This is a genomic window from Nonomuraea sp. NPDC050536 (assembly GCF_044457685.1).
Taxonomy (GTDB): Bacteria; Actinomycetota; Actinomycetes; order Streptosporangiales; family Streptosporangiaceae; genus Nonomuraea.
Genome location: NZ_JBITHD010000037.1, coordinates 36,529 through 63,165, shown reverse-complemented (window position 1 = coordinate 63,165; position 26,637 = coordinate 36,529). Strand labels below are relative to the sequence as shown.

Below are 26,637 nucleotides of genomic sequence, written 5' to 3'. Positions count from 1 at the left end.
CCGGTGGCTCGATCGGCTGTTCGCTCAGCACAACATCGATGCCACGCTCGACGCCATGATCTCGGCCCAGAGTCTCGACGTGCAGCCTTCAGACAAGACGTCGGCGGCCAGGCGCCAGATCGCCGAGTGCGACCGCAAGCTGGCCCAGCACCGCGCGGCCCTGGAAGCCGGCGCGGATCCTGCGATCGTGGCCGCGTGGATTCAAGAGGAGCAGGGCAAGAAACTCCGTGCCGAGGCGGCCCTGCGGAAGACGCCTGCTCGGCGTAAGGAGCTGAGTCGGGAGGAACTCGCCAACCGGCTCGACGAGCTCGGCTCGATGGTCGCGCTCCTGGGCCTGGCCGATCCGCCGCGTAAGGCCAATCTGTACGCGGAGCTGGGCTTTCGGCTCACCTACCATCCCAGCAAACACAAAGTCCTGGTCAGTTCTATGTCTGACCAGGACCATATGGGCCAATCGAGTGTGTCCGAGGGGGGACTTGAACCCCCATGCCCATCACTGGGCACTAGCACCTCAAGCTAGCGCGTCTGCCTATTCCGCCACCCGGACTTGGTGCCTGCACGCGGGACCGTCATCCCGCGTCGGCGAAGCAAGGTTAGCAAACTCTGAGGGGTGCGTCATACCAGCTTTCCGGGGAGACGATGGTGGAGCATGCCGTACCCCCGAGTGAGGGAGCCGAAATGGACGAAGTCGTCGAGCTGTGTCGGGATCTGATCAGGATCGACTCGACCAATGCGGGCGACAACGCGGGACCCGGTGAGCGCGCCGCGGCCGAGTATGTCGCAGGGAAGCTGGCCGAGGTGGGGCTCGAGACGACGATCCTGGAGAGCGACGACAGGCGGGCCAACGTGGTGGCGCGCATCCAGGGGACCGACCCCGGCAAGCCGGCGCTGCTGCTGCACGGGCATCTGGATGTCGTGCCGTTCGACGCCAACGACTGGGCGCATCATCCGCTGAGCGGGGAGATCGCCGACGGGTGCGTGTGGGGGCGCGGGGCCGTCGACATGAAGGACATGGACGCGATGATCCTGGCGGTCGTCCGTCAGCGACTCCGCGAGAACCGGCTGCCGGGCAGGGATGTCGTGTTGATGTTCACGGCCGACGAGGAGGCGGGGGGCGACTACGGGGCCAAGTTCCTGGTGGAGAAGCATCCGGAGCAGTTCGAGGGCGTGACGGAGGCGATCGGGGAGGTCGGCGGGTTCTCCGTTTCCACCGACGGCGGGAAAAGGCTGTATCTGATCGAGGCGGCGGAGAAGGGCATGGCCTGGATGCGGGTGACCGCGAAGGGGCGGGCCGGCCACGGTTCGATGCTGAGCACCGACAACGCCGTGACCGAGATCGCCGAGGCCGTCGCGCGGGTGGGGCGTTATGAGTGGCCTGTACGGCTGACGCCGACGATGCGCCGGTTCCAGGAGGCGACCGGGGGCATGGACCTGGGGCCGTTGCAGCGCATGATCGGGGCGGGGCTGCGGAACACGGTGAACCCGACGATGCTGCGGGCGGGCTACAAGTCGAACGTCATCCCGCAGACCGCCGAGGCGGTGATCGACGGGCGGTTCCTGCCGGGGTTCGAGGAGGAGTTCTTCGCCACGGTGGACGAGCTGCTGGGGCCCAACGTGACCAGGGAGTTCGTGCAGCACCAGATCGCGCTGGAGTTCGGGTTCGAGGGGCCGCTGGTCGACGCCATGGTTCAGGCGCTGCGGAACGAGGACCCGGAAGGTACGGCCGTGCCGTACACGATGTCGGGAGGGACCGACCTGAAGTCCTTCAGCAGGCTGGGGATCAAGGGGTTCGGGTTCGCGCCGCTGCGGCTGCCTGCGGAACTGGACTTCTCTGGGATGTTTCATGGGGTGGACGAGCGGGTGCCGGTCGATTCGCTCCGGTTTGGGGTACGGGTGCTTGACCAGTTCCTGGATCTCTGCTGAAAAGCTCTTGCGGCAACGTTGGGTGCTGCTACGGTTACGGACCGTTGAGGGGTAAGTCCATGGACCGGCCTCGCACATGAGGTCGGTTCTGGAGCTCGGGAGGTCACGTGGCACGCACGCCGAGGCAGCAGCTGGGGACGATGTCCCCGGCCGCTCGGCGCGTGCCCGTGGCTGTCCTGGGAGACGAGGCGATGACCGATCGGGCCGCCCGGATGGCGCGGTTCGCGGCCGGGGCTCGTCGGATCATCGCCCGGGCAGTCGCGGTAGGCGTCCTGATGGCCGCCGGTTGGCTGCTCGCATTTCTCTTCGGCATGCTCTCAGCGTCTCCTGCGTCCGCGGAAACCACTGTGGACGCGTCTCACGTCGTCGCCGGGTCCATCATGGATGATTTCCCCACGGCTGACGGCAAGGCCTCGGCACCGGACAACGCCGAGGCGATGGCGGGGATGACGGTCGACGGGCTGACCAGCCAGTCGAAGCCGACCCTGCCCACTCCTTCCACCGCGGGCAAGACCTTGGGCACCAATGGACTGGTGCCCAACGGCGGTGGCAGCGGCCCGTTCGGGCCCGGTATGGGGGATGTCGCGAGGTCCCTGTTCGACCCGCGGCTCGAGGCTCAGTGCGCCCCGCTGGCGTGCGTGCTTCCCCCTGTCGTCCGCACAGCGGCGGACGACCCTTCCTTCTCACCTGACTGACCCCCGCACGGACCCTGCCTACAGGGCGGCGGAGCGCGGTTCGATCCCCTCCGCCGGCGGGTGAGCACGTCAGTTTCTCTGGTTCGCGAATCCGAGGTCACCGCTGTGCGCGGTCTTGATGCGACCTCGCTCGGTCTCGGCTGCCCGCGAACAGTCAGGTATCCCCCCAAGAACCACTAGGAGCATCATCATGCGTACGTGGGCGAAGGCATCGGCCCCGGCAGCACTGCTCGCCGTGGCGGTCATGTCTTTCGGCAGCGGCACCGCTTTCGCCGACACCTCGGGCAACTCGTCCGTGGGTGGCGGCAACCAGGTCAACCTGCCGATCTCCCTTCCCATCGACATCAGCGGCAACGCCGTCGCCGCGGCCGGCCAGTCGCACGCCTCCTCGCAGGGCGGCGCGTCGGTCGTGAACACCCAGAAGGGCGGCATCCCCGGCAAGACGTCGGGCAACAGCAGCGTCCTCGGCGGCAACCAGGTCAACGCCCCGATCAGCGCTCCGGTCAACGCCTGTGGCAACGCGGTGTCGCTGTTCGGCAGCTCCGACGCCGGCTGCAAGGGCGGCGCGACGGTCAAGAACTCCGGCAAGGGCGGCGCGGGCGGCAACCGCACCAACGGCGACTACAGCCTGCTGGGCGGCAACCAGATCACCGCGCCGATCAGCGCTCCGGTCAACGCCTGCGGCAACGCGCTGGCGATCTTCGGCAACGCGACCGCGGGCTGCAAGGGCGGCGCCTCGGTCAAGAACACCGGCGTCGGCACCGGCGGCAACACCACCAGCGGCCGCAGCTCCGTCCTGGGCGGCAACCAGGTGATCGCGCCGATCAGCGGCCCGATCAACATCTGCGGCAACGCGATCGCGGTCTTCGGCGAGGCCTTCGCCGGCTGCAAGGGCGGCGCCTCGGTCACCAACAGTGGCGGCGGCCACCCCGGTCACGGCTACCAGAGCGGCCACGGGATGGGTTCGCGCGGCAACGACACCGACGGGCGCTTCGGCGCCGGCAGCGGTAACCAGGTCGTCGCCCCGATCAGCCTGCCGATCACCGCCTGCGGCAACGCCGCCGGCAACGCGCCTGCCGGGTGCAAGGGCGGCAGCTCCGTCGAGAACCGCGGTGGCGGCTCCGGCGCCGGCGGCAACACCACCTCCGGCAGGTCCGGGGTGCTGAGCGGCAACCAGGTGGTCGCCCCGATCACCGCTCCGATCAACGTCTGCGGCAACGCGGTCGCGGTGGCCGGCAAGGCCTTCGCCGGGTGCCGTGGCGGCGTCTCGGTCAAGAACGGCGGCCACGGCGCCGGCGGCAACCACACCTCCGGCCAGAGCGGCGTCGGCTCGGGCAACCAGGTCGTCGCGCCGATCACGGCCCCGATCAACGCCTGCGGCAACGCGGTGGCGGCGCTCGGCCTGTCCGAGGCCCACTGCAAGGGCGGCGCCAGCGTCTCGCCGCAGGACGGCGTGGGCGGCGGCGGCAACCGTACCTCGGGCCGGTCAGGGGTTCTGGCCGGCAACCAGGTGGTGGCTCCGATCACCGCGCCGGTGAACGTCTGCGGCAACGCGGTGGCCGTCCTAGGTGACGCCGCCGCCGGGTGCCTGGGCGGCTCGCACGTCGGCAGGCCGGACGACGAAGGGAGCGACGGTTACGACCGCTGGACCCGCGACAGCGGCAAGCTCTCGCACTACAACGCGGGGGGCGTGCTGCCCGCGCTGCCCGTGGTCCCGGCTCTGAGCCCGCTCAAGGACGTGGGCAACGTCACTCAGCAGATGCGCGGCTCCGGCCTGCCTTCGCTGCCCGTGGTAGGCGACCTGCCCAGCTCGCTGGGGCTTCCCGCGCTGCCTGGGCTGCCTGGCCTGCCCGGCCAGCCCGCGACCCCGGCCCAGCACGGCAGGGTTCCCGCGGTGACCGGCAAGGCCGTCAGCAAGGGCACCGACAAGTCCAGCCCGCTGTCCGCGCTCGGCCCGGCGACCTCGCTGGTCGCCGCCACCCCAGTCGGCGGTGCCGTCACCTCGGCCGCCGGCTCCCTGCCCGTCGGTGGCCTCGGCCTGATGAGCGCCGCTCAGCCGTCCGGTGTCACGGGGATGAACTCGACGTCGCTGTTCGCGCTGGTCCTTGGCGCCATGTTCGCCGCCTCGACCACGCTGTTCGCGACCGCCCGCCGCTTCCGCACCGGCAGGAAGTAGTACAGGTACGGCCGGCCGCTCACATCCGGTGAGCGGCCGGGCATGTCGACCGCTTCGCCCGTTCCCCATCAGGGGGCGGGCGAAGCTCAGTTGCTTCGCCGAAACGTTGGCGAAGCACGGTGCTTCGCCCCGGCCCCGGCTGGGGAAAGCACGATGGTTTGCCCGTCTACAGAAGGGACAGTCGTGGTCCCTGAGACGGGCAAAGCCAAGGAGCTTTGCCCGTCTCAGGGGCGCGGCCTGAGACGGGCAAAGCCATGCTGTTAGAGAGTGCTTCGGACACGTAGGATCTTCCGGCGCAGTCGTACCTGGCGGCTCCCGTCGGGGTACTTCCGTACTCGGGAGAGCTCCCACTGGCCGTACTCTGCGTGTTCGGTCAGCAGTTGACGTGCGGCTTCACGGCTGATGTCGCGCGGAATGTAGATATCCATGTAGGAGTAGTCGAGCACAACGATTAGTCTCCAGGGTGAGTCAGGGCGCGATGCTGCTCAGTGGGCCTTATTCTGCGTCCTTGTGGGTGGACTCGGAAGGTAGTGGGTAGCCCCGGGGGAAGGAAAAATCCGCGAGTCGGGTTACCTTTCAGATCTGTGCCTGCTCACGGCAGGGGGAATTGCGAGCGAACAGCGAGGTAGGAAGCAGCGTGCCAGCCAAGAACGGCAGCGCCGGCGGAACACGCCTGGTGATCGTCGAGTCGCCGGCCAAGGCGAAGACGATCGCCGGGTACCTCGGGCGCGGCTACATCGTCGAATCCAGTATCGGCCACATCCGTGACCTGCCGGAGAAGGCCGACGACATCCCCGAGCGGTACAAGGGGGAGGCGTGGGCACGGCTCGGCGTCAACGTGGAGCACGCGTTCGAGCCGCTGTACGTCGTCAACAACGACAAGAAGTCGCAGGTCAACAAGCTCAAGCAGCTCCTGAAGGACGCCGACGAGCTCTACCTCGCCACTGACGAGGACCGCGAGGGCGAGGCCATCGCCTGGCACCTGCGCGAGGTGCTCAAGCCCAAGGTGCCGGTCCACCGCATGGTCTTCCACGAGATCACCCCGCACGCCATCCAGGAGGCCGTGGCCAACCCGCGCGACCTGAACCTGCGTCTCGTCGACGCCCAGGAGACCCGGCGCATCCTCGACCGCCTCTACGGCTACGAGGTCAGCCCGGTCCTGTGGAAGAAGGTCAAGCCGCGCCTGTCGGCCGGCCGCGTGCAGTCGGTCGCGACCAGGCTGGTGGTCGAGCGCGAGCGCGAGCGGATGGCCTTCACGGTCGCCAACTACTGGGACCTGCAGGCGCTGTTCGACACCGGCCACCCCGACGAGCGCCCGCGCGACTTCACCGCCACGCTGAACACGGTCGACGGCAAGCGCGTCGCGCAGGGCCGCGACTTCGCCAGCACGGGACAGCTGAAGAACAACGACGTCCTCCACCTGTCGGAGGCCGCCGCCGGTGAGCTGGCGGCCCGCCTGGCGGACTCGTCGTACGCGGTCAAGTCGGTCGAGCGCAAGCCGTACACGCGCAAGCCGTACGCGCCCTTCAGGACGACCACCCTGCAGCAGGAGGCCAGCCGCAAGCTGAGCTTCTCGGCGAAGTACACGATGCAGGTGGCGCAGCGGCTGTATGAGAACGGCTTCATCACCTACATGCGTACCGACAGCATCACGCTGTCGGAGACGGCCGTCGCGGCCGCCCGTTCCCAGGCGATCAAGCTGTACGGCGCGGCCTACGTGCCCGACAAGCCGCGCGTGTACGCCAGCAAGGTCAAGAGCGCGCAGGAGGCGCACGAGGCGATCCGCCCGTCAGGGGAGGAGTTCCGCACGCCCGGCGAGACCGGGCTGTCCGGGGACATGTTCCGCCTGTACGAGCTGATCTGGCAGCGCACGGTGGCCTCGCAGATGAAGGACGCGCAGGGCGAGTCGATCACCGTGAAGGTGGCCGGACGCTCGAACGCCGGCGAGGACGTGGAGTTCAACGCCTCGGGCCGGACGATCACCTTCTACGGCTTCCTCAAGGCCTACGTGGAAAGCGTGGACGACTCCAGCACCGACCGCGACGACTCCGAGAAGCGGCTGCCCACCCTGGAGGAGGGCCAGGCGCTGGAGCTGGCGCGGCTGGACGTGGCGGCGCACGCGACCAAGCCGCCCGCCCGCTACACCGAGGCGTCGCTGGTCAAGGAGCTGGAGGAGCGCGAGATCGGGCGGCCCTCGACGTACGCCTCGATCATCGGCACGATCCTCGACAGGGGATACGTCTTCAAGAAGGGGACGGCGCTGGTGCCGTCGTTCCTGGCCTTCGCCGTGGTCAACCTGCTGGAGCAGCACTTCGGCAACCTGGTCGACTACGACTTCACGGCCGAGATGGAGAAGGTGCTCGACGACATCGCCAACGACCGGGCGGAGCGCGTGCCGGAGCTGCGGCGCTTCTACTACGGCGGCGACGGCGACGAGGGTCTCAAGGAGATGGTGACCGATCTCGGCGAGATCGACGCCAAGGAGATCAGCTCCTTCCCGGTCAGGGGCAGCGACATCGTGCTGCGCGTGGGGCGCTACGGCCCCTACCTGGACCGTGACGGCGCCCGGGTGAACGTGCCCGAGGACATGACGCCCGACGAGCTGACCGCCGAGAAGGCCGAAGAGCTGTTCTCGCGCCCGACCGGCGACCGCGAGCTGGGGCACGACCCGGTGACGGGCAACATGATCGTGGCCAAGGACGGCCGCTTCGGCCCGTACGTCACCGAGATCCTGCCGGCCCCGGAGGAGACGGCGAAGAAGACGCGGACCAAGAAGGCGGATGCCCCCAAGCCGCGCACGAGCTCGCTGTTCAAGACGATGTCGCTGGACACGGTCACGCTGGAGGACGCGCTCAAGCTGCTGTCGATCCCGCGGGTCGTCGGCGATCTCGAGGGCGAGCAGGTCATGGCGCACAACGGGAAGTTCGGTCCGTACCTGAAGAAGGGCACCGACTCGCGCTCGCTGGCCTCGGAGGACGACCTGTTCTCGGTCACGATCGAACAGGCCAAGGAGCTGTTCGCGCAGCCCAAGCAGCGCGGCAGGGGCCGGGCGGCCGCCGCGGCGCCGCTGCGCGAGCTGGGTGACGACCCCAACTCCAAGAAGCCGGTCGTGGTCAAGGAGGGCCGTTTCGGTCCGTACGTGACCGACGGCGAGACCAACGCCTCGCTGCGCAAGGGCGACACGGTCGAGGACATCACGATCGAGCGGGCGGGCGAGCTGCTGGCCGAGCGGCGTGAGCGTGCTCCGGCGCCCAAGAAGACGACCACGCGCAAGGCGCCGGCCAAGAAGGCTCCTGCCAAGAAACCGGCAGCGAAGCCCTAAGAATCGGAGTAGTATCCCATCGGCTACCACCGGAGGTGACGATGGGATCACTCCCCGTACCCGACGTACGGTTCTGGGCCGAGTCGGGCGGCATGCTGATCAAGCAGGCCAGGCATGCGGCCAGCCTCAACCAGACCGCCCTGGCCGCGGCCAGCGGCACGTCGCGCACCACGCTGTCCGCCTACGAGCACGGGCGCAAGTCGCCCACCCTCGAGACCGCGGGGCGGATCCTGGACGCGGCCGGGTTCCGGCTCGCGCTGGAGCAGAAGGTGGACTTCACCCGCCACCAGTCCGGCTGCCACGTGCCCGACCGGCTGTGGCGGCTGCCGGTCGGCAGGGCGCTGGCCGTGCCCGGCGGGCGGCGGCGCGAGGTCTACGCCGAGCTGCTGCGCTCGGGCACCCCGGATGAGCTGCTCGGATCGATCGACGGGGCGCTGCTGGTCGACTGCTGGGACGAACTGGACCTCCCGGGGCCCGTTCGGCAGGCATGGACGCCGGTGGTCGAAGCGGCCCGCCGTACGGAAGAGACGAGTTTTTCGTGACCTATTCCGGGGGTGTACCATGCGCGCGGCACCGCGGACGTAATACTCTCGGCGACGAGCGAACCGGTATGTCCCGGCGAGTCTCGTGTGTTCCCCCCACCCGCGAGCACCTGGATACGCTGACACTATGAGCGCCCCTGGCCGACGCCGGCCCACAAACGTGCTGGCTAACGCGCCGTTCCGCCGGCTGTGGACGGCCATGTCGGTCTGCAGTCTGGGCGACTGGCTGAACATCCTCGCGCTCACCGCGCTGGCCGCCAACGTGACCGAGGGCGGCTTCCGCAACCAGTCCCTGGCGGTAGGCGGCGTCTTCGTCGCCAAGATGCTGCCCGCGGTGCTGCTCGGGCCGCTGGCCGGAGCCTTCGCCGACCGGTTCGACCGGCGACTGACCATGGTCGTGGCCGACCTGGTCCGCTTCGCCATCGTGGTGTCGATCCCGTTCGTCGGCCGCTACCAGTGGATCATCATCGCGACGCTCCTCATCGAGTGCGTGAACCTGTTCTGGGTGCCGGCCAAGGACGCCACCATCCCCAACCTGGTGCCCAACAATCAGCTCGAGGCGGCCAACCGGGCCGGCCTGCTGGTCACCTACGGCACCGCGCCGGTCGCGGCCGCCCTGTTCGCCGCGCTGTCGGTGGCAGGCGACCTGCTGCACACCACCGCGCCGCTGCTCGAGCCGACCACACTGGCGCTGGGCCTCAACGCCCTCGCCTACCTGGTGTCGGCCCTGCTGATCTTCACCCTGCGCGGCATCCCGCGGCGCGACGGCTCGATCTCCACCCCGTCGGTGTTCCGGCAGATCATCGACGGCTGGCGCTACATCGGCGCCAACCGGCTCGTGCGCGGCCTGGTCATCGGCATGCTCGGCGCCTTCGCCGCGGGCGGCGCGGTCGTCGGCGTCGCCAAGGTGTACGTGCTGGCGCAGCACGGCGGCGACGCGGGCTACGGCATGGTGTTCGGCGCGGTCTTCGTCGGCATGGCGGCCGGCATGTTCTTCGGGCCGAGGCTGCTGAGCGGCCTGTCACGACGGCGGATGTTCGGCGTGTCGATCGTCTCGGCCGGCGTCGTGCTCGCCGCGATCGCGCTCGTGCACAACCTGGTGATCGTGGTCATGCTGACCGCCCTGCTCGGGGCGTTCGCGGGCATCGCCTGGATCATCGGCTACACGCTGATCGGCCTGGAGGTCGAGGACGCGCTACGCGGCCGCACCTTCTCCTTCCTGCAGTCCACGGCCCGGGTCGTGCTGCTGCTCGTGGTGGCCGTGGCCAACCCGCTGGCGGCGCTGTTCGACCAGCGCGTGGTGCGGGTCGGCGAGATCACCTACGACTTCGACGGCTCCAACCTGGTGCTGCTGATCGCCGGCCTGCTCGCGGCGGTCGTGGGCGTCCTGTCGCTGCGACACATGGACGACAGGCCCGGCGTCTCGCTGTCCGACGACCTCATCGCCGCGCTGCGCGGCGAGCAGTACAAGCCCGAGGTGGACGAGCAGCTGCCCGGGATGTTCGTGGCCTTCGAGGGCGGCGAGGGATCCGGCAAGACCACCCAGTCGCGGCTGCTGGCCATCTGGCTGCGCGACCAGGGCTACGACGTCGTCCAGACCCGCGAGCCCGGCTCCACCAAGGTGGGTATGCGGCTGCGGGCCATCCTGCTCGACGCCGCCGAGCGCGGGCTGACGCCCCGCGCCGAGGCCCTGCTGTACGCGGCCGACCGGGCCGAGCACGTGGAGAAGGTCATCAGGCCCGCGCTCGTGCGCGGCTCGATCGTGGTCACCGACCGCTACGTCGACTCCTCGCTGGCCTACCAGGGCGCCGGGCGGGCGCTCGACCCGGCCGACGTGGCCAAGGTCAACGCCTGGGCCACCGGCGGGCTGGTGCCGCAACTGACCGTGCTGATCGACACGCCGCCCGAGGTGGGGCTGACCCGGCTGGGCGGCGCGGCCGACCGCATCGAGTCCGAGCCGCTGGAGTTCCACGAGGCGGTGCGCAAGGAGTTCAGGGCGCTGGCCGCCGCCGAACCCGACCGCTACCTGGTGGTCGACGGCACGCTGCCGCCCGAGGAGATCACCCGGCGGATCCAGGACCGGGTGCGCGAGATCCTGCCCGACCCGGTGCCGCAGGAGTCGGAGGACGTCACCGGCACGATGCCCGCCATCCGCGACTAGCCTTGCCTCGTGGCTGTATTCGACGACCTCATCGGTCAGGACCAGGCGGTAGCCGTACTGTCGCGGGCGGCCGCGGCGGCGCGCGAGGTCGTCGAGGGCGGCCGGGGCGCGGGCATGACGCACGCCTGGCTGTTCACCGGCCCGCCCGGCTCCGGCAGGGAGCCCGCGGCGCGGGCCTTCGCCGCGGCGCTGCTGTGCCCTGACGGCGGGTGCGGCCACTGCGACCAGTGCCACCAGGTGATGATCGGCTCCCACCCCGACCTGGAGTCGGTGCGGCCCCAAGGCCTGTCCTACAGCGTCAAGCAGACCCGCGAGCTCATCCTGCGCGCGGCCGGGGCGCCGACCCAGGGCCGCTGGCGGGTGATCCTGTTCGAGGACGCCGACCGTGCCACAGAGTCGGCCGCGAACGCCCTGCTCAAGGCCATCGAGGAGCCGCCGCCGCGGACCGTGTGGCTGCTCTGCTCGCCCGCGCCTGACGACCTGGTGATCACCATCAGGTCGCGCTGCCGGGTCATCACGCTGGCCACTCCCGCCACCGAGGCCGTCGCGCACGTGCTGGCCACCCGCGACAGCGTGCCGTGGGAGACGGCCCACTTCGCCGCCCGCGCCGCCCAGGGCCACATCTCGCGCGCCCGGGCGCTCGCGCTCGACGAGGGGGTGCGGCAGCGGCGCGAGGCGGTGCTGTCCATCCCGCGCGCGCTGACGGGGGTGGGCGAGTGCATCTCGGCCGCCGAACGCCTCGTCAAGACCGCCGAGGAGGAGGCCGCCGCGGCCACCACCGCGCTCAACGAGTCGGAGACCACCGACCTGCGCCGCCTGTACGGCGAGGGCTCCACCGGCAAGGGCCTCAACCGCGGTCTCGTCAGGGGTGGGGCGGGGGCTCTGAAGGAGCTCGAGGACCGGCAGAAGTCCCGCGCCACCCGCATCAAGCGCGACTCGCTGGACGGGGCGCTGCTCGAGCTCGTGTCGTACTACCGGGATGTGCTGGCGATGCAGTTCGGGGCACGGGTCGAGCTGGCCAACGACGACCTTCGGTTCGACCTCGACCAGTTGGCCCGGACCAGCACGCCGGAGGAGACGCTGCGGCGGATCGACGCCATCATGCAGTGCCGCGAACGCCTCGACGCCAACGTCAACCCACAGATCGCGGTGGAGTCGATGCTGCTGGCCCTCCGCTCCGGTTAGTTTTATGGGCTCCTGTTGTACGGCGAGCCGCCGCCACCGGCCGCCCGCCGCACTCCGGCTGAGGGCCCTGTGACCGGCGCTTCTGGCGAGTCGGGGACAGTTGCCCGCCGTCACGGCGTCCGGGATGCACGTCCCGCGGTGTAGGCGGCCTGCGGATCACGCAGGGCAACGGCGCTGGAGGCCCGGGCGTCTCGTAGTTTCCGGCACACCTGGTCGAGGTCTCTGGGGTGCAGCTCCTTCATGACGCACAGGCGCAGGACCCGCTCACCCTCGTCCGCGAGGGCGTTGCTGGACACCCAGAGGCTCGTCATCGGTGCCGCGGCGGCATCGGCGCGAAGCCTGTCCAGCAGCGGATCGATCTCGTCGCGCGCCGCGATGTTGACGATGTTCAGGTCCGGCTCGTAACAGCTGACCAGCCCCTGCCCAGTTGACGAGAAGCGCTGGTGCAGCCGCTGCGCACTGGCCATGCAGCCGCCCAGCAGCCGCCCGTACCCGCCCGCGTGCAGGCCGATCAGCCGATGCGCCGCCCACACCGCGGCGGCCGCCGCTCCCGGCCTCGCGCCCTCCAAGGTGTACGGAGCGTACGGTTGCCGGTCGCCGTCGGCGAAGTAGACCGACCGGCTGGCGACGACGGCAGCCGCCCGCCGGTCACGCAGGGCCAGCCCGCCGGCGGGGTACGGGGCGTAGCCGCATTTGTGCGGATCCACGGTCACGGAGTCGGCGCGGGCCAGGGCACGGAAGGCGGCGTAGACGTGCGGCTTCAGTCGGACGCTGAGAGCGGGGTCGTCGTGGGGCAGCATCGCGCCGTCCCTGTCGAGGCAGATGGCCCGGTGGAAGCCGCCGAACGCGGCGTCGACGTGCACGGAGAAGGACGCTCCATGACGCTGTTCGCACCAGTCGCGCAGCCGCATGATGCCGTCCAGATCATCGACGCTGCCCTCTCCGGTGCTGCCGAGCGTCGCGACGACGGCCACGATGGGACGGCCGCGCTCGATCAGCTCGACGACCCTCCGGCGCAGGGCGGACAGGTCGATGCGGTGGTGGCGGTCCAGCTCCACGCTCTCGACGTCCTCGGAGCCGAACCCGAGCAGGTCGGCGCACTTGTGCCAGGCGTAGTGAGCATTGCGGGCGAACAGCAGTTTCCCCGAACTCCTGCCTCGCTGGGCGAGACGCCGGACGCGCTCGAGCGTTCCCCGGCGGGCCAGCTCGTCCACGAGGTCCAGGACTCGGCCCACCGGCAGGTTCGCCAAGCGGATGTCCGGGATGTCGGCGACCAGATCGCGAGACGGCGGATCCTCGGCGGCGGCCCGCGGAAGGCGGCGCAGGTTCCTGGCGATCCAGAGGGCCTCGTAGTTCGCGGCATGCGCGCCGGACGCCAGGTGGGCCCACCCTCTGGCCGGGTGGTATCCCACCAGGCGGCACAGGTCGTCGCCGACGTCGTGCTCGAGCTGGGTGGTCACGGGGGACGCCTCGGAGCTGACGTTGTTGGGGTTGTAGAGCAGGGCGCACAGGTAGGCGAGGGTGACCGCGACGGGGGTGTCCGCGGTCATGTGGGCCAGATACAGCGGCGACGGCCACGGTGTCGACTCTCTCGCCAGCCGCCCCGACAGTTCCCGCACCAGGTGACGAGCGCTGTCGGGCGGCGGGCCCGCCGTACTCCCGCACGCTTCGCGCCAGTCGAGGTAGTCGTCGACGACGCCGCGCAGGAGATCCATGACCGCGGCCCTGGAGTCATGATCCACGGAGGTCACGCCTCGACCAGCGCCGCCATCCGGTCGAAGACGAGTTCGAGCTGGTCCCACGCCTCCTCGCACACCCGCATCAGCTGCGGGAACTGCGACGGCGACAGCCGGTGCAGGTAGTCACGCCCGATGTCCCGGTGGTCCTGGTCCACCTCGGCGTGGAGGTCGAAGTACGAGGCGGCCCCGCCGTCCATGAAGGCCGCCTTGGTCTTCTCGCCGAACACGTGGCAGCTCGACTCCACCACCAGGTGCACGATCACGATCTTCGCGGCCTCGCAGGCCCCGTGCATCTGCATGACGAACCAGCTGCCCGCGGCTTCCAGGATCGCGTCGTAGCTGCCCGAGACGACGTTGTGGCGCTCGCGAAGCAGCCGATCGTGGCCGAACTCCTCCCGAAGATGATCCGCGTAGATCTCCTGCAACCTGGGGTCGGAGCATACGGCCTGCCGGGCGTAGAGCATCCGCTGGAAGTACACCGACCAGGCGTAGAGCGCGGCCAGGAAGCGCTTGCGCAGCAACGGCTCGGCATGCATCCTGCCGCTGTCGAAGAACTCGAACAGCCGGTGCCCGGAGAAGCGCGTGAGCCTGGCCTCGTTGAGCGAGTCCAGCTCGGCGAGCGAGGCCGACACCTGCTCGGTGAAGCGCACCCGCGGCGCGCTGTCGTCCTCGTACAGCCCGGCCCCTTCGAACTGCACCGACAGCCCGTGGAACTCCTGGCCGGACACGGTCTCGAAACCGTGCTTGGCGCCAGGCGGCACGCAGACGACATCGCCCTCGCCGAGCTGCTCGTCCTGGTCTCCGATCAGGCGCACCGAGCCCCTGCAGACGAGGATCATCGACTTGGTCGGGTGTTCGTGGATGTCGAGTCGTTCACCGTCGCGCAGCCGTACCCAGGCCAGCGAGAAGCGGCCATGCTCCGGCAGGAACCGGGCGAGAGCGTCGTGTCGCCGGAAGTCGCGGTGCTCCCCGAGCCAGTGCGTCTCGCCCCCTTCCTCGACGGTGGCGATGGCGCGAATGTCAGCGCGGGTGACGGTCACCACGCCGTCGAGCAGCTGATCGGTCATGTCAAGTCCTCTTCACGTTGATGGGAATCGTGCAACGCCGCGATGAGCCGGGCGTTCTGGCCGGCGGATCCGACGGAGATGCGGACGTGCCGCTGCCAGCCGTCCGGGTTGACCACGGTGGCGATCCGCGCCCGCCGCAGCGCGGACGCCACGTCGGCCACGTCTTCGGCCTCGATGGTGACGAAGCCGGCGTCCGCGAAGACCCGGCTCACCTTCGGGCATCGCGACAGCGCGGCGGCCAGCCGATCGCGCTCCTCGACGAAGGCGTCGATACGGCGGCGCAGGATCGCCGGGTCGGCCAGCTCGTCCACCGCCCGCTCGATCACCGGGCCTGGGACGGCGAACGGCGGGCGGGCGGCACGGACGGCCGCGATGACCGCGTCATCGGCCAGGATGGCGCCGAGCCGCAAACCCGCCATCGCGAAGCCCTTCGACATCGAGCGCAGCACGACGAGGTTCGGGTGCCGGCTCACCAGGTGCCTGTGTGACGCGCGCGTGGCGAACTCCACGTACGTCTCGTCGATGACCACCAGGCCCGCGAAACGCGCCAGCAGGCGTTCGAGGTCTTCAGGGTTCAGGCGGGTGCTCGACGGATTGTTGGGATCGCACAGCAGGACACCCTTGACCGGCGTCGCGACCAGCCGCTCGACGTCGAGGCGGTCGAACCGGGCACCACCCAGCGGCACCCGGCAGGTGCCGATACCGTGCAGCGTCGCCAGCCGGTCGAAGAACGCGAAGTTCGGCGGAGTGACGGCGACCAGGTCCGTACCCGGCTCGAAGAAGGTCCGCAGGACGAGGTCGAGGGCGTCCACCGCACCCCGGGTGATCAGCACGTTCTCGCTCGACCATGTCCAGCGCGCTGCCTGCTCTGGCGCGGGTGGCTCGATCGCGTCCAGCGCCGCGATGTAGTGGCGGACGAGGACGTCCAGGTCATCGTCCGGATAGTGCCGGTACGGCCCGCCGAAAGGGTTCTCGTTGGACCGCAGGTTCATCAATCCCTGGTTTTCAGGGCGTGGGCTGAACGGCCCGGCGGGCGCCAGTTCCCCGACCGCTTCCCGTACGCGGCACCCGGCATCGACCCGCATGCGGCTTCCCCCAAGATCTGGTCACGGCCTCCGGCCGCGAAGAGGCTCTGGGAGAGCAGGGCACGGCGCCCCGATCACCAGAGCCTCAATCGGACTTCCTCAGAACTTGCCGAAGGCCCAGTTCCCCGGAGCGGACGCGTTGTCGCTCCGGTAGAACTCCTCGACGCCCTTGGTGAACTCGGCCTTGGTCAGGTGGCCGTCGTTGTCCTTGTCGAGCTGGCCGAATCCCTTCCGGCTCTCGGCCGGGTCGACACCGAGGCGCTGGTCCATCTTGGTCCACTCGGCCATGCTGATCTTGCCGTCGCCGTCCTGGTCCATGACCTCGAACGCCGCGATGCCGAGCTTGATGGCCTCGGTCATCACGCTCGGCATGTCCGCCGCGTCGACGAACTCTTCGCGGCTGACCTGGTGGTCGCGGTCGTGATCCATGGACTGGTGCAGCATCTCCCACAGCATGTCCGCCTGCTGCATGACCTTCCGGCCCTTGGGCGCGGTGGGCGCGACTCCCGCGGCCTGACAGATCCGTTCGGCGAACATTTTCATGTCGGACTGCTCGATGTATCCGTCGCGGTCGTAGTCGAGGAGCTCGAAGTGTCTGGCGAGCTTGCGCTCCTGAATCGGTGTGGTCATCTGTCCCCCTTGAGCGGCGCGTTTACGCAGGTCAACGCGGTATCTATCCAGGGGGCGCGCCTCCCACTCCGCAGATGAGCGAAGATCGGCCAAAGCTGGAAGCGCTGTGGACCGCGTGCCGAATCTTTCCCTGACCTGTACGGCACCGAGGGCTCGGCTGGTGGCGTCGATCATCTACCGGCAAATTGCCGACCGTGGAGCTCCTTAGAAATGCCCATCGCCGCTGCTGACCGGCCGGCGCCGCGTCGACCGCGGGAGGTGCATCCCGGGCGCCGTGGCGGCGGGCAACTGTCCCGGACTCGACGGCAGCGCTGGTCACATCAGAACCGGGACCGCGGGAGGTGCATCCCGGGCGCCGTGGCGGCGGGCAACTGTCTCCGACTCGCCAGTAGCGCCGGTCACAGGCCCTCAGCCGGAGTACGGCGGGCGGCCGGTGGCGGTGGCTCGCCGTACACGAGAAATCTGCCGCACAGGAGAGAAGGCTGTGAAGTTCGGCCCACAACGAGAGAAGGCTTTTGATCGAAGAAATTAGAGGCGCGCGAGCAGCAGGAGTGGTGGTGGGGCGTCTCTGGAATGTGGAAGTCGAACTGCTCCCTCAAGGCGAGGCGCGGGTGTCTGAGCGCGTCGACGTGGCGACGATCTTCGCTGAGCACCATGTCGGGCTCGTGCGGCTGGCGTTGCTCATGGTCGGCGATCAGGCGACCGCGGAGGACGTCGTGCAGGACGCGTTCGCGCGCACGCATGCCGGCCGCGCGCGGCTGCGAGATCCCGGCAAGGCGCTGACCTACGTGCGGTCGGCGGTGCTCAACGGGTGCCGGTCGGTGCTGCGCCGGCGCGCGACGGTGTTCCGGCGGGTGGTGCCGTACGAGCCGCCCGTCTGGTCGGCCGAGAGCGCCGCGCTGATCGGGGAGGAGCGGCGCGCGGTGCTGCTCGCCATGCGGGAGCTGCCGAGGAGACAGCGGGAGGCGTTGACGTTGCGGTACTACCTCGATCTCACCGACCAGGAGATCGCCGAGACCATGGGGATCAGCGTGAGCACCGCGCGGTCCACGATCGCGCGAGGGCTGGCGGCCCTCGGCCGGGTGCTGGGGGAGGACTCATGAACAGCCCTGTGGAGGAGCGCCTGCGGCAGGCGCTGGACGAGGCCGGGGCCACGGTCGACCTGGCATCGGTCAGGCCGCTGGCCGTGCCGGAGCGGCGGCGGTTCCGGGTGGACTTCCGGCTGGTCACGGCTGCGGCCGGCGTGGCGCTCGCGGGGGCGGTCGCGACGGTGGTGGTCACGTCTCCGGGTGGCCAGGGTGTGGTGGCGGTGAAGCCTGTCGGCCCTGAGAGGACTGAGGTGAGGGTGTTCCTGTGCGGCAAGGGTTCGGCCATGCCCAACTGCAAGGGAAAGGGCATCACCGAGGTCCAGATACAGCGCCTGCAGTCCGTGCTGAAGAGCCCGCCCGGCGTGGAGGAGACGTACTACGAGGATCAAGCCGCGGCTTACAAGAACTTCCAGGAGGAGAATGCGGACAACCCAGGCCTCGTCAAGGCGACCAAGGTTCAGGACCTGCCGACCTCGTTCCGGGTGCGGCTGAAGACGGGTGCCGATCCTCAGCAAGTCATCAGAGCGGCGATGGACCAGCCGGGTGTGGCGCAGATAGTCGTCGATCGCCGAGCCGGTAAAGCCACGGGCATGGGCGATATCGCGGTCACCCTTTGTGGGCCTACTTCCCCTGCGGCGTCCTGCGTCACGCTGAAGGACGGCGTGTCGCCGACGGACGTCAAGGCCATCCAGGAGAAGCTGGCCGCTCTGCCTGAAGTCAAGGCGATCAACCTGCAGAGCGCCGTCGACGATCGAAAGATCCGGCCCACGTCCATCGAGCTCTGGCTGAAATCCGGCGCCGACCGGGCCAAGGTGATCAAGATCGCGAAGGGTCTGTACGGCGTACAAAAGGTCTTCGACCTGCGCTGCACCGTCGGCTCGGTGAACAAGTCTCGCGCTGCCTGCTAGGAGAAGTGCGCGGGGAGGCCTCACACTCGGCGAGGCCTCCCACGTAATGTGGCAGGCGAAGGCCGTACTACCCCCGAAGGCCGTCAGGAGGCGAGCTCGAGCCCATGGGAATGATCATGGCCGTGAGCTTCACCCGCTATGGAAGGCTCTACTACCTCGACCCCGGTGAGCACAGCCCCCAGGTTGGGGACAAGGTGTTGGTGCCGACCGACTCAGGTCCCGAGGTCGCCGAGTGCGTGTGGGCCCCGCAATATACGAGCGAAGACATAGATGGACTGCCCGTGTGCGCGGGCATTGCGGGGGAGGAGCACCTCTCACGCGACGAGGCCAACAAACGGCGCCGGGCCGAGGCGCGCAGCGTGTCCAAGCGGCTGATCAAGCGTCACTCGCTGCCGATGAAGGTGGTGGGGATCGACTTCGTCGACAAGGACAACGTCTACACGGTGTACTTCTCGGCCCCGCACCGGGTGGACTTCCGCGCCCTGGTCCGCGACCTGGCCAGGAACCTACGGGCCCGGGTGGAGCTGCGCCAGATCGGCCCCAGGGACGAGGCCCGGCTCCAGGGTGGAATCGGACCGTGCGGGCGCGACCTGTGCTGCGCCACGTTCCTGAAGGACTTCGAGCCCGTCTCGGTGCGGATGGCCAAGGACCAGGACCTGCCGGTCAATCCCCTCCGGATCGCGGGTGCCTGCGGGCGGCTGATGTGCTGCCTGAAGTACGAGCACCCGCTCTACGTCGAGACGCGCTACAGAATGCCCAGAACCGGAGCCCGTGTGACCACCCCACAGGGGGATGGAACCGTGGTGGGGCACAACGTCCCGTCCGACACGGTCACGGTCCGTCTGGACGACGGCGGCCGGCGCTGCGCCTGCCCGTCGGCCTCGGTCTGCTCGCCACGACAGCAGCACGACAAGATGTACGGAACGGAGAGCGAACGCCCCCCTGATCTGTAACAGGCGACGGGAGCGCGGGATCAGGCGTGGGTGCTCCCGGACTGGCTTGACGGGTGATCGGTACTGCGGAGTTCTTGGTTGGTCGTGACCGTCCGGTCTGCTCGCCGCTGTATTTGATTGCCGGGTGACTGGAGACCTCGCTGGCCGAGGTCTCCATGCCGGACTACAGCGGACATCTCAACGCCGCCCGAGAGCGGCTGTTGGACACTCTCGGTAAGGCGAGTCCGCGGCTGGGCAGCCCTAGTGCAGTCCCTGGATGGCGACGTGCCGCGCCCGAAGCTCCCGCTCGATCTTCCACGGCAACGTCTCCGAGTGGATCACGAGGTTCGAGGACTGTCACTCAACTCAGAGACGCGAGGGCCCTCGGTGATCCCCCACATCTCCGCGAGCCGGCCGTCGTCGATGCGGAAGATCTCGAGCAGCATGGGCTGCGCGTCGCTGTCCGGGGCTGCGATCCCCACGATGGATGAGCGGATGGCGACCTTGTCGCCGTCAACCAGAATGTCGTCCGCGACGACGTGGATATCTGGAAACCGGGCGACGATCTTGCGCCAGGAATCCTTGCCCGCCTCAAATCCTGTGGTGCCGAGCGGGTGGCTGAAGAAGCCGGGGGTGAACAGGTCGTCGGCCTGGTCGAACTGCCGGGTGTTGAAGCACTCCTGCAGCCGCAACACCAGAGCGCTCGCATCCTCGCGTGTGGTCATCGGCGTGATCTCCTCGTGGCTGGTGGCCAGATCATGGTGAACGACGCGAGCCGATAACCGGTGCGTCGCCCCGCTTACGATCGGCAGCATACGGGGCAGCGCCCCGGTTATGCTAGGGGCAAGATGTCCAGTCGACCGAGTGAGCGCGCTCCAGCGAAGTCCCCGGCGGCTCCCGGAAGCGACCGGGAGTTGCGGGCCGATGCGCGCCGCAATCGTGAGCGGGTTCTACGGACCGCACAGCAGCTGTTCGCAACGGAGGGCCTTGGCATCTCGCTCGACGAGATCGCCCGCCGTGCAGGTGTCGGTCCCGGCACCGTCCACCGGCACTTCCCCACCAAGGAAGCGCTCTACCTTGCCGTCGCGATCGATCAGCTCAGGCAGTTGGTGATGGAGGGGGAGGCGCTCGCCGACACCGACGATCCGGCTGCCCTGTTCACGCTGCTGTCCCGAATGATGGCTTCGGGCGCGGAGAACGCAGCGGTGAAGAGCGCGCTCACGGCCGCCGAGTTCGACTTGCGCAGCGCCGCCCCGAACGTCGCGACAGACCTCACGCGCCAGGTCGCGGGCCTGCTCGAGCGAGCGCATTCCGCCGGCGTCGTGCGCCCCGACCTCGCCGTCGACGAGGTGATGGCACTCGTCGCCGGCGCCTTCGCAGCAATCCGCCACGCCGACGCAGAGATCAGCCGCGAACGCTCAGCCCACATCGCCCAAATCATCCTCGACGGCCTACGCCCCCCGCCCCGATAAGCCAGCTCCGCGGGTACGCAGCAATCACCGTCAGTAATGTCGCTCCGGGCCGACCACGAGTTCAAAACAGCCACGAAGCACCTCCGGCATCATCGCCGGCAACTGGTCACCCTCAGCGTCGGTGTGCTCGCCCTGCATTCAGCACGACAAGTTGCACGGGACTGCGCCGGATTCAGCCAATGAAGGCCTGCAGTAGGAAGACCACGGAACCTAGTCCACGTCGAGGTAGCCCCCTGATCGATCGGAGTGTCGCCATGAACGAAGTGCCGCCGAACTTCCCCCAGCTGGTCGAGTACTACCAGGGTTTGGGCGAGACGGTGTTGCTCAACGACTACTTCTCCTGGACGGTTATCACACCGCTTGAAGGCACACTCAGCGTTGATGTGGTGATAGACCGCCTCGGCTATCCATCCTCTGCACTGGAGCTTGGACCTCAGCACGGACGCATGGCAAGGGAAGACCGAGACCTGTTCCTCGTGCAACTGGGCGCCAGCGTGGCAACCTTCGACTACGGGATCCCGATGCCCTGGCTCCTGCTGCGTAGCGCATTCAAGGAAGAGTCCGTCAGGCAGTGGACCTTCGGATGGGACATCGAGGCCAACAAGCAACTCACCGTCACCTACCCCGGCGCGTCAGGCGTCTGCCACTTTCCAACAGACGACGATGACGACGAGTGGAGACAAGCGCTAGGGCCGCTCCGGCAATACGAGCAAGTACTCGCCTACGTCTACGAGGAGCAGGAGAAAGGCCTGGACGACCCAACGTACGAGCAGGCCGACTACTTGGCTCAAGGCACGTGTTTCGCGATTATCGAGGCGGAGAGCGGTATCCGTTTTACCGCCGATATCTTCGACAGCCCCACAGGGGTTCTACGCCTCAGGCCCGAAGACGCCAGCTGGTGACGGCCGACCACATCCAAGGACATCCACGCCAGGCGCTGAGTGAGCTCGCACCACAATGGCGCCCAAACGCTTCCATCTCCGGCTGTCGGCGACCTCGTGCTCACCTTCGAAGCCATCCCGCTTCCCAACGGCTCCGGCCTCACCATCACCAAGTCCTCCGGGGCGCTCTCAGGACCGCTGCGGCCTGACCAAGATCGACATTGTCCACCGTGTCCTCACGAGGATTAAGGGCTATCTCAACGGAGGACTGGCCAGTCGTCGATGTGGAGGGTTGCTTCGCATCCGCCGGCGGTCGACTCGGCCGCGTGGGCAGGGGCGGCAGCGGCTCCAGCCGCGCCCACTGCGCATCGGTCGGGTCGAACCGGGCGTCACGGCTAAGTGGCCGCGAGGTCTCCGGATGAACTCTCTACCGGAGACCTCGCTGTTCACCCGGCAAACGCTGGGAACGGCTCAGGAACCGTCGGCGATGGCGACGCCCCTCGCCGGGTCAGTGCCAGTCGCTGATCTGCACGTCCCGCGGCGCCGGTGCGCCCTCGCCGGTCTCCACCAGGGACTTCAGGCTCATCAGGTACGAGCCCCACTTGGTGCTGCAGTGGTGCATGAACTCCACCGGTTCCTTCCAGCCCTGGTGCTTGAACAGCACGATCGTCCAGTCGCCCTCCTGGCGGAGGTCCCAGTCGACCGTCGTTCCGACCCATTCCTCGGGGCCCTCGACCACCCGCCACACCACGCGCTCGGACGGCCGTGCCTCGATGACCTCCATGTCGAAGCCGCCGACCGGAGGGAAGCGGAACTGGATGACGCCGCCGACCTCGCTGTTGCCCTTCGTGTCGTCGGTCCACCAGCCGGCCAGGCCGTCGATGGTCGTCAGCGCGTCGTACACCTTCTCCGGAGTCGCGGTCTTGACCCCGACCCTGTGCAGAATGTCCATCTCGACTCTCCTTGGTCTTGTCAGTCCTGTTGGGTGCGCTGGATCGCCTCGGCGATCCGCTTGATCCGGTGCAGGCGGGCGTCCCACGCCGCCCCGACCGACGACAGCTGGGCCACCGCGCGGGCGAGCTGGGCGTCGTCCACCCGGTACCGCTTCTCCCGGCCCGCCGGCGTCGCCCGGACCAGGCCGACCCGCTCGAGGACGCCGAGGTGCTTGGCCACCGCCTGACGGGTGACCGGCAGCTGCTGGCCCAGCGTGGTCGCGGTGCCGTCGCCGTCGATGAGCAGCAGGTCTAGCATTCGGCGACGTGTTGGGTCCCCGATCGCGGACCAGAGGTGGTCGTCGATCTGCTCGGTCACCGCGTTGCTCACGGCCGCTGCACCAGCTTCGCGACGTACGGTGCCAGCCGCGGCAGGTAGAAGTCCCAGCCGGTGACGTGCTCCTGGTACTGCTGCTCGAGGACGGCGACCTCCCAGCCCATCTCGCGGAAGCCGGACTCGGTCATCTTGAGCAGCGTCCCGCCGCCCGACGAGGTCAGGTCGAAGGTGACGAGCAGCGAGTTGCCCTCCGCCGCTACCTCGTCGGCCGGGTGCGTCCAGCGGAACGAGAACATCCGCGGCGGTTGCGCGTCCACGACAGTGAACTGCACCACCACCCCGCCGGCGTCGCAGTCACCGAAGACGAGCTCCCCCGTCGACCCCGGTGTCGGTTCGTACCGGGCGTCGTCCGGCCACCACTCCTTGAAGTGGTCGGGACTGCTCACTACCTCGAAGACGATCTCGGGCGACGCGTCGACGTAGATCTCGCGCTCGATGGTTCCGAACTCCATGCCCACTCTCCTGCAACGTTTGGTTGCACATCAGACTACCCCGGAAGGGCGCCATTGTGCAACCATCGGTTGCATCTCGGGGTGGGTGGTCGCCATGAGCAGGCAGAACTTCGCGTACGGCGAGCACGACGACGGCCCCAAGCGGGTGGTCGCCACGATCAGGCGGAGTTTCGCGTATGGCGAGCACGACGACGGCCTCAGGCGGGTGATTGCCGCGACCAGGCGGAGCTTCGCATACGACGAGCACGACGACGGCCCCGAGCCCGTCCAGGTGACCGTGGGCCAGCCTCAAGCCGGGCGGGCGTCGCGTGGTAGCGGTTCCTCGCGGGGCGCGTCAGACCCGAGGGGGCCGACCGCTTGGGCTCGTGTGGGCACCAGCAGCTGCGGGCATGCTTCGCGAGGTGGATGGGAGGCCATAGGGGGTGAGGCGCGAATGAGACCCCTGCTCCCGGTTCTCGCGCTTGTGGCGTTGGCGTCCGGATGCTCGGCTCCGCCTGCCGCTGGTGGGCTGGTTTGGACGGATTGCGGGGATGGGTTGGAGTGTGCCCGGCTTCGGGTGCCCTTGGACTACTCCGCGCTTGAGGGTGAGCGGCTGTCGCTCGGGGTGGTTCGATTGCCCGCGTCTGGCCGGCGGATCGGGTCGCTGGTGGTGAACCCGGGTGGGCCTGGCGTGTCGGGCATCGAGTACGCGCGGGCCGCTCGTTCGGCAGTGGATTCGGCTGTGCGGGAGCGGTTCGACATCGTCGGATTCGATCCTCGCGGGGTGGGGGAGTCTTCGCCGGTCAAGTGCCTGAGCGATGCCCGGCTGGACGCCTTCCTCTCGGCCGATCCGACACCGGATTCCGCGTCTGAGCGGGCTCATCTGGAACGGGTGTCGAAAGAGTTCGCCGACGGCTGCCGGGCCCGGTCAGGACGGTTGCTGGCCCACGTGGGCACCGCCGACACGGCTCGGGACCTGGAGTCGCTCCGGCAGGCGCTGGGGGATGCCCGGCTCACGTACCTGGGCAAGTCCTACGGCACCTTCCTGGGCGCGACTTACGCCGACATGTACCCCAACCGGGTCCGGGCCATGGTCCTCGACGGCGCCATCGATCCCGCCGTGCCCCGGCTCCGCCTCGCCGGCGAACAGGCGGCCGGCTTCGAACTGGCCCTACGGACCTACATCCAGGCGTGCCTGGCGGAACAGGACTGCCCCTTCCGCTCCCACGATCTGGCTGGTGCCCTCGCCGAGGTCTCGTCCCTGCTCCGCCGTACAGACTCACACCCTTTGCCCAGTACGGCAGGCCTACCCCAGCCCACTCGAGGCGCAGGTCCAGAAAGCGGCAACGCGCGGAAGACCGGGGAGGCGCTGGCCACGCTCGGCCTGCTCACCCCGCTCTACGACCGCAACTCCTGGCCCGAGCTAACCGAAACCCTCCGCCAAGCTCTGGCTGGCAACGGCGACCTCCTCCTCCGCAACGCCGACAACCTCGCCGGCAGACGCGACGACGGCACCTACACCAACCAAACCGAGGCCAACATGGCCATCACCTGCGCGGACGCCCCCTACCCCCGCACCCCGGCGGCCTACGCGACCGCCGGCGCCCGTGCGGCCCCTCGCTTCGGCCCGTCGCTCATCTGGAGCTACCTCCCCTGCGCCTACTGGCCCACCCCACCAACCCTGACGAACAAGCCCCCCAAGGCCCACGGCGTCGCCCCCATCCTGATCATCGGCACCACCCGAGACCCCGCCACCCCCTACCGCTGGTCCCAAAGCCTCGCCAACGAACTCGAATCCGCCCATCTCCTCACATATGACGGAGACGGCCACACGGCCTACACCAACGGCTCCCCCTGCGTGGACTCCCAGGTAGACACCTACCTCCTCACCGCCACCGCCCCACCGGACGGCACGATCTGCCCAGGGATAGGTTGATCGACGGGAGCGAGAAGTGCCCGGGCTCCTGTAGACTTTCCACGCTGTACGGCGCGCCGCCTTAGCTCAGTCGGCCAGAGCACTTCACTCGTAATGAAGGGGTCTCGGGTTCGAATCCCGAAGGCGGCTCCAGCTCAAAGGCCCCCTGTGATGATCACAGGGGGCCTTTTGCTAACACTCTTGCTAACAGTCACCTCCCAGGGCCTTGGCGAAGATGTCGGCGGCAGCGGTCTCCGCCGAGCGGATCACGTGGGCGTAGACGCGGAGAGTGATTGCGGGATCAGCGTGGCCGAGTCGGGCCGCGACGACGTGAACGGGAACGCCCGCCAGGAGCAGCATGGTCGCGTGCAGGTGGCGGAGATCGTGCAGGCGGATCAGCGGGAGCTTCTCGTCAGCGTCCTTGTTGTGAGGCTCGATCAGCTTCCTGGGCAGGTTGGTGACAGTGGTGGGGTAGATGGGGCCGCCCCACGCGGCAGGCGCCGGCCCGCTGCCGCTCCGCGGCGGGTCGACAGCGTACGAGGTGATCAGGGCAGGGGAGATGTGCGGGACCGCACGGGCGGCTATCGCGCGTCGCCGAACATGAGCAACAGCCACCAGCGCTGAGCTTCGCTGTGGAACCAGTTGCCGGTGAAGGCGTGTTCCGGGCGGTCGAGCTGGGTGACCTTGTGGATGAGGTAGAAGCCGCCGCGCGAGATCAGCTCGAAGCAGACGGGCTGGCATGAGCACGAGAACGCATGAACCCGATAGTGCTCCGGCCCTTCGGTGGTCCAGTCGAGTCGGACATGGCCTCGGCGCGGCGAGAGCGGATGCGGAGACAGCCCGAAGCAGTCACGGCCAGGCGGAATGACCACGCCGAGAGCTAGCGGGTCGGATTTGTTGCGATGAGGTACTTCCGGCGACCGTGGGATGACAACCGCGGGGACGAATACGCAAGCTGGGGAACCGCCATGTACTACCTGGCGGTCGACGAGGCGGGCAATGTCCATGAGCAGGTCGAGGTGTACGCCAACGGCAACGTCATTGCCTACGATGCCAAGCACGAAGAGGATCAATTCGGCTTCATGACGTATGCGACTCTGGACCTTGAGGAATTCGCCCCATTCGAGGTTAGTGAGCGAGAGTTCCGTACTGAACT

At 68.7% G+C, this 26,637-nt stretch carries 25 protein-coding genes and 2 tRNA genes; 14 read left to right on the top strand and 13 right to left on the bottom strand.

Annotated elements, in window-relative coordinates; genetic code table 11:
* Window positions 1-88 precede the first annotated feature (88 nt).
* Both ACIBHX_RS50590 and ACIBHX_RS50585 read right to left on the bottom strand, forming a co-directional pair.
* Window positions 89-445, bottom strand: coding sequence for a hypothetical protein (locus ACIBHX_RS50590; protein WP_397075998.1), 357 nt, complete (start codon window positions 443-445; stop codon window positions 89-91).
* A 16-nt stretch (window positions 446-461) separates the two neighbouring features.
* A tRNA-Leu gene (locus tag ACIBHX_RS50585) sits at window positions 462-547 on the bottom strand.
* Window positions 548-678: 131 nt separating this feature from the next.
* On the opposite strand from ACIBHX_RS50585, the gene ACIBHX_RS50580 reads away from it, so the two are divergent.
* From ACIBHX_RS50580 to ACIBHX_RS50570, 3 genes are all read left to right on the top strand, one after another.
* Complete coding sequence (locus ACIBHX_RS50580; RefSeq protein WP_397075996.1) at window positions 679-1,923, top strand: M20/M25/M40 family metallo-hydrolase; 1,245 nt, start codon at window positions 679-681, stop codon at window positions 1,921-1,923.
* Between the two features lie 107 nt (window positions 1,924-2,030).
* Window positions 2,031-2,618, top strand: coding sequence for a hypothetical protein (locus ACIBHX_RS50575; protein ID WP_397075994.1), 588 nt, complete (start codon window positions 2,031-2,033; stop codon window positions 2,616-2,618).
* Window positions 2,619-2,808: 190 nt separating this feature from the next.
* On the top strand, window positions 2,809-4,794 hold the full coding sequence (locus ACIBHX_RS50570) for a chaplin family protein (RefSeq protein WP_397075992.1): 1,986 nt from the start codon (window positions 2,809-2,811) through the stop codon (window positions 4,792-4,794).
* Window positions 4,795-5,054: 260 nt separating this feature from the next.
* On the opposite strand, the gene ACIBHX_RS50565 is transcribed toward ACIBHX_RS50570, so the two are convergent.
* Window positions 5,055-5,222: a DUF5703 family protein gene (locus ACIBHX_RS50565; RefSeq protein ID WP_397076020.1), complete on the bottom strand. Its 168-nt coding sequence runs from the start codon at window positions 5,220-5,222 to the stop codon at window positions 5,055-5,057.
* 209 nt (window positions 5,223-5,431) lie between these two features.
* Here ACIBHX_RS50565 and topA point away from each other — a divergent pair, with 209 nt between their 5' ends.
* From topA to ACIBHX_RS50545, 4 genes are all read left to right on the top strand, one after another.
* Window positions 5,432-8,116, top strand: coding sequence for a type I DNA topoisomerase (gene topA, locus ACIBHX_RS50560; RefSeq protein ID WP_397075990.1), 2,685 nt, complete (start codon window positions 5,432-5,434; stop codon window positions 8,114-8,116).
* 41 nt (window positions 8,117-8,157) lie between these two features.
* The gene (locus ACIBHX_RS50555) at window positions 8,158-8,658 is read left to right on the top strand and encodes a helix-turn-helix transcriptional regulator (RefSeq protein ID WP_397075988.1); all 501 of its coding nucleotides are present in this window, start codon (window positions 8,158-8,160) and stop codon (window positions 8,656-8,658) included.
* A 127-nt stretch (window positions 8,659-8,785) separates the two neighbouring features.
* Window positions 8,786-10,819, top strand: coding sequence for a dTMP kinase (gene tmk, locus ACIBHX_RS50550; RefSeq protein ID WP_397075986.1), 2,034 nt, complete (start codon window positions 8,786-8,788; stop codon window positions 10,817-10,819).
* A 9-nt stretch (window positions 10,820-10,828) separates the two neighbouring features.
* Window positions 10,829-12,004: a DNA polymerase III subunit delta' gene (locus ACIBHX_RS50545; RefSeq protein ID WP_397075984.1), complete on the top strand. Its 1,176-nt coding sequence runs from the start codon at window positions 10,829-10,831 to the stop codon at window positions 12,002-12,004.
* A 110-nt stretch (window positions 12,005-12,114) separates the two neighbouring features.
* On the opposite strand, the gene ACIBHX_RS50540 is transcribed toward ACIBHX_RS50545, so the two are convergent.
* The 4 genes from ACIBHX_RS50540 to ACIBHX_RS50525 all read right to left on the bottom strand — a co-directional run bounded on the left by ACIBHX_RS50540 (window position 12,115) and on the right by ACIBHX_RS50525 (window position 16,525).
* Complete coding sequence (locus ACIBHX_RS50540) at window positions 12,115-13,755, bottom strand: pyridoxal phosphate-dependent decarboxylase family protein (protein WP_397075982.1); 1,641 nt, start codon at window positions 13,753-13,755, stop codon at window positions 12,115-12,117.
* Window positions 13,752-14,810, bottom strand: a complete 1,059-nt coding sequence (locus tag ACIBHX_RS50535; RefSeq protein WP_397075981.1) for a cupin domain-containing protein — start codon at window positions 14,808-14,810, stop codon at window positions 13,752-13,754. The genes ACIBHX_RS50540 and ACIBHX_RS50535 overlap by 4 nt, the downstream gene beginning before the upstream one ends.
* On the bottom strand, window positions 14,807-15,802 hold the full coding sequence (locus ACIBHX_RS50530; RefSeq protein WP_397075979.1) for a pyridoxal phosphate-dependent aminotransferase: 996 nt from the start codon (window positions 15,800-15,802) through the stop codon (window positions 14,807-14,809). Before ACIBHX_RS50530 ends, ACIBHX_RS50535 begins: the two co-directional genes overlap by 4 nt.
* Before the next feature lie 192 nt (window positions 15,803-15,994).
* Window positions 15,995-16,525, bottom strand: a complete 531-nt coding sequence (locus ACIBHX_RS50525) for an EF-hand domain-containing protein (RefSeq protein WP_397075977.1) — start codon at window positions 16,523-16,525, stop codon at window positions 15,995-15,997.
* 611 nt (window positions 16,526-17,136) lie between these two features.
* Between ACIBHX_RS50525 and ACIBHX_RS50520 the strand changes: the two genes are divergently transcribed.
* The 3 genes from ACIBHX_RS50520 to ACIBHX_RS50510 all read left to right on the top strand — a co-directional run bounded on the left by ACIBHX_RS50520 (window position 17,137) and on the right by ACIBHX_RS50510 (window position 19,474).
* A complete protein-coding gene (locus ACIBHX_RS50520) occupies window positions 17,137-17,628 on the top strand; it encodes a SigE family RNA polymerase sigma factor (RefSeq protein ID WP_397075976.1) in 492 nt (163 codons plus the stop codon).
* Between the two features lie 8 nt (window positions 17,629-17,636).
* Window positions 17,637-18,521, top strand: a complete 885-nt coding sequence (locus tag ACIBHX_RS50515; RefSeq protein WP_397075974.1) for a permease-like cell division protein FtsX — start codon at window positions 17,637-17,639, stop codon at window positions 18,519-18,521.
* A 104-nt stretch (window positions 18,522-18,625) separates the two neighbouring features.
* On the top strand, window positions 18,626-19,474 hold the full coding sequence (locus ACIBHX_RS50510) for a stage 0 sporulation family protein (RefSeq protein ID WP_397075972.1): 849 nt from the start codon (window positions 18,626-18,628) through the stop codon (window positions 19,472-19,474).
* Between the two features lie 317 nt (window positions 19,475-19,791).
* On the opposite strand, the gene ACIBHX_RS50505 is transcribed toward ACIBHX_RS50510, so the two are convergent.
* Window positions 19,792-20,268 carry an ester cyclase gene (locus ACIBHX_RS50505; RefSeq protein WP_397075970.1) on the bottom strand — a complete coding sequence of 159 codons (477 nt, stop codon included), beginning with the start codon at window positions 20,266-20,268 and terminating at the stop codon, window positions 19,792-19,794.
* Between the two features lie 99 nt (window positions 20,269-20,367).
* Here ACIBHX_RS50505 and ACIBHX_RS50500 point away from each other — a divergent pair, with 99 nt between their 5' ends.
* On the top strand, window positions 20,368-20,925 hold the full coding sequence (locus tag ACIBHX_RS50500) for a TetR/AcrR family transcriptional regulator (RefSeq protein ID WP_397075969.1): 558 nt from the start codon (window positions 20,368-20,370) through the stop codon (window positions 20,923-20,925).
* Between the two features lie 254 nt (window positions 20,926-21,179).
* Window positions 21,180-21,827 (top strand): hypothetical protein, encoded by a 648-nt coding sequence (locus ACIBHX_RS50495; protein ID WP_397075967.1) that lies wholly within the window; start codon window positions 21,180-21,182, stop codon window positions 21,825-21,827.
* A gap of 487 nt (window positions 21,828-22,314) precedes the next feature.
* Here the strand turns inward: ACIBHX_RS50495 and ACIBHX_RS50490 are convergent, their stop codons facing one another.
* Genes ACIBHX_RS50490 through ACIBHX_RS50480 form a run of 3 tightly spaced genes read right to left on the bottom strand, consistent with a single transcriptional unit; the run spans window position 22,315 to window position 23,587 of the window.
* Window positions 22,315-22,758 carry an SRPBCC domain-containing protein gene (locus ACIBHX_RS50490; RefSeq protein ID WP_397075965.1) on the bottom strand — a complete coding sequence of 148 codons (444 nt, stop codon included), beginning with the start codon at window positions 22,756-22,758 and terminating at the stop codon, window positions 22,315-22,317.
* A 20-nt stretch (window positions 22,759-22,778) separates the two neighbouring features.
* Complete coding sequence (locus ACIBHX_RS50485) at window positions 22,779-23,129, bottom strand: ArsR/SmtB family transcription factor (protein WP_397075964.1); 351 nt, start codon at window positions 23,127-23,129, stop codon at window positions 22,779-22,781.
* A complete protein-coding gene (locus tag ACIBHX_RS50480; protein WP_397075962.1) occupies window positions 23,126-23,587 on the bottom strand; it encodes an SRPBCC family protein in 462 nt (153 codons plus the stop codon). Before ACIBHX_RS50480 ends, ACIBHX_RS50485 begins: the two co-directional genes overlap by 4 nt.
* Before the next feature lie 433 nt (window positions 23,588-24,020).
* Here ACIBHX_RS50480 and ACIBHX_RS50475 point away from each other — a divergent pair, with 433 nt between their 5' ends.
* Window positions 24,021-25,502, top strand: coding sequence for an alpha/beta hydrolase (locus ACIBHX_RS50475; RefSeq protein WP_397075960.1), 1,482 nt, complete (start codon window positions 24,021-24,023; stop codon window positions 25,500-25,502).
* A gap of 55 nt (window positions 25,503-25,557) precedes the next feature.
* Window positions 25,558-25,634 (top strand) — tRNA-Thr (locus ACIBHX_RS50470).
* Between the two features lie 51 nt (window positions 25,635-25,685).
* On the opposite strand, the gene ACIBHX_RS50465 is transcribed toward ACIBHX_RS50470, so the two are convergent.
* Window positions 25,686-26,096 carry a tyrosine-type recombinase/integrase gene (locus ACIBHX_RS50465; protein ID WP_397075958.1) on the bottom strand — a complete coding sequence of 137 codons (411 nt, stop codon included), beginning with the start codon at window positions 26,094-26,096 and terminating at the stop codon, window positions 25,686-25,688.
* Window positions 26,063-26,554, bottom strand: a complete 492-nt coding sequence (locus ACIBHX_RS50460) for a hypothetical protein (protein ID WP_397075957.1) — start codon at window positions 26,552-26,554, stop codon at window positions 26,063-26,065. Before ACIBHX_RS50460 ends, ACIBHX_RS50465 begins: the two co-directional genes overlap by 34 nt.
* Between the last annotated feature and the right edge of the window lie 83 nt (window positions 26,555-26,637).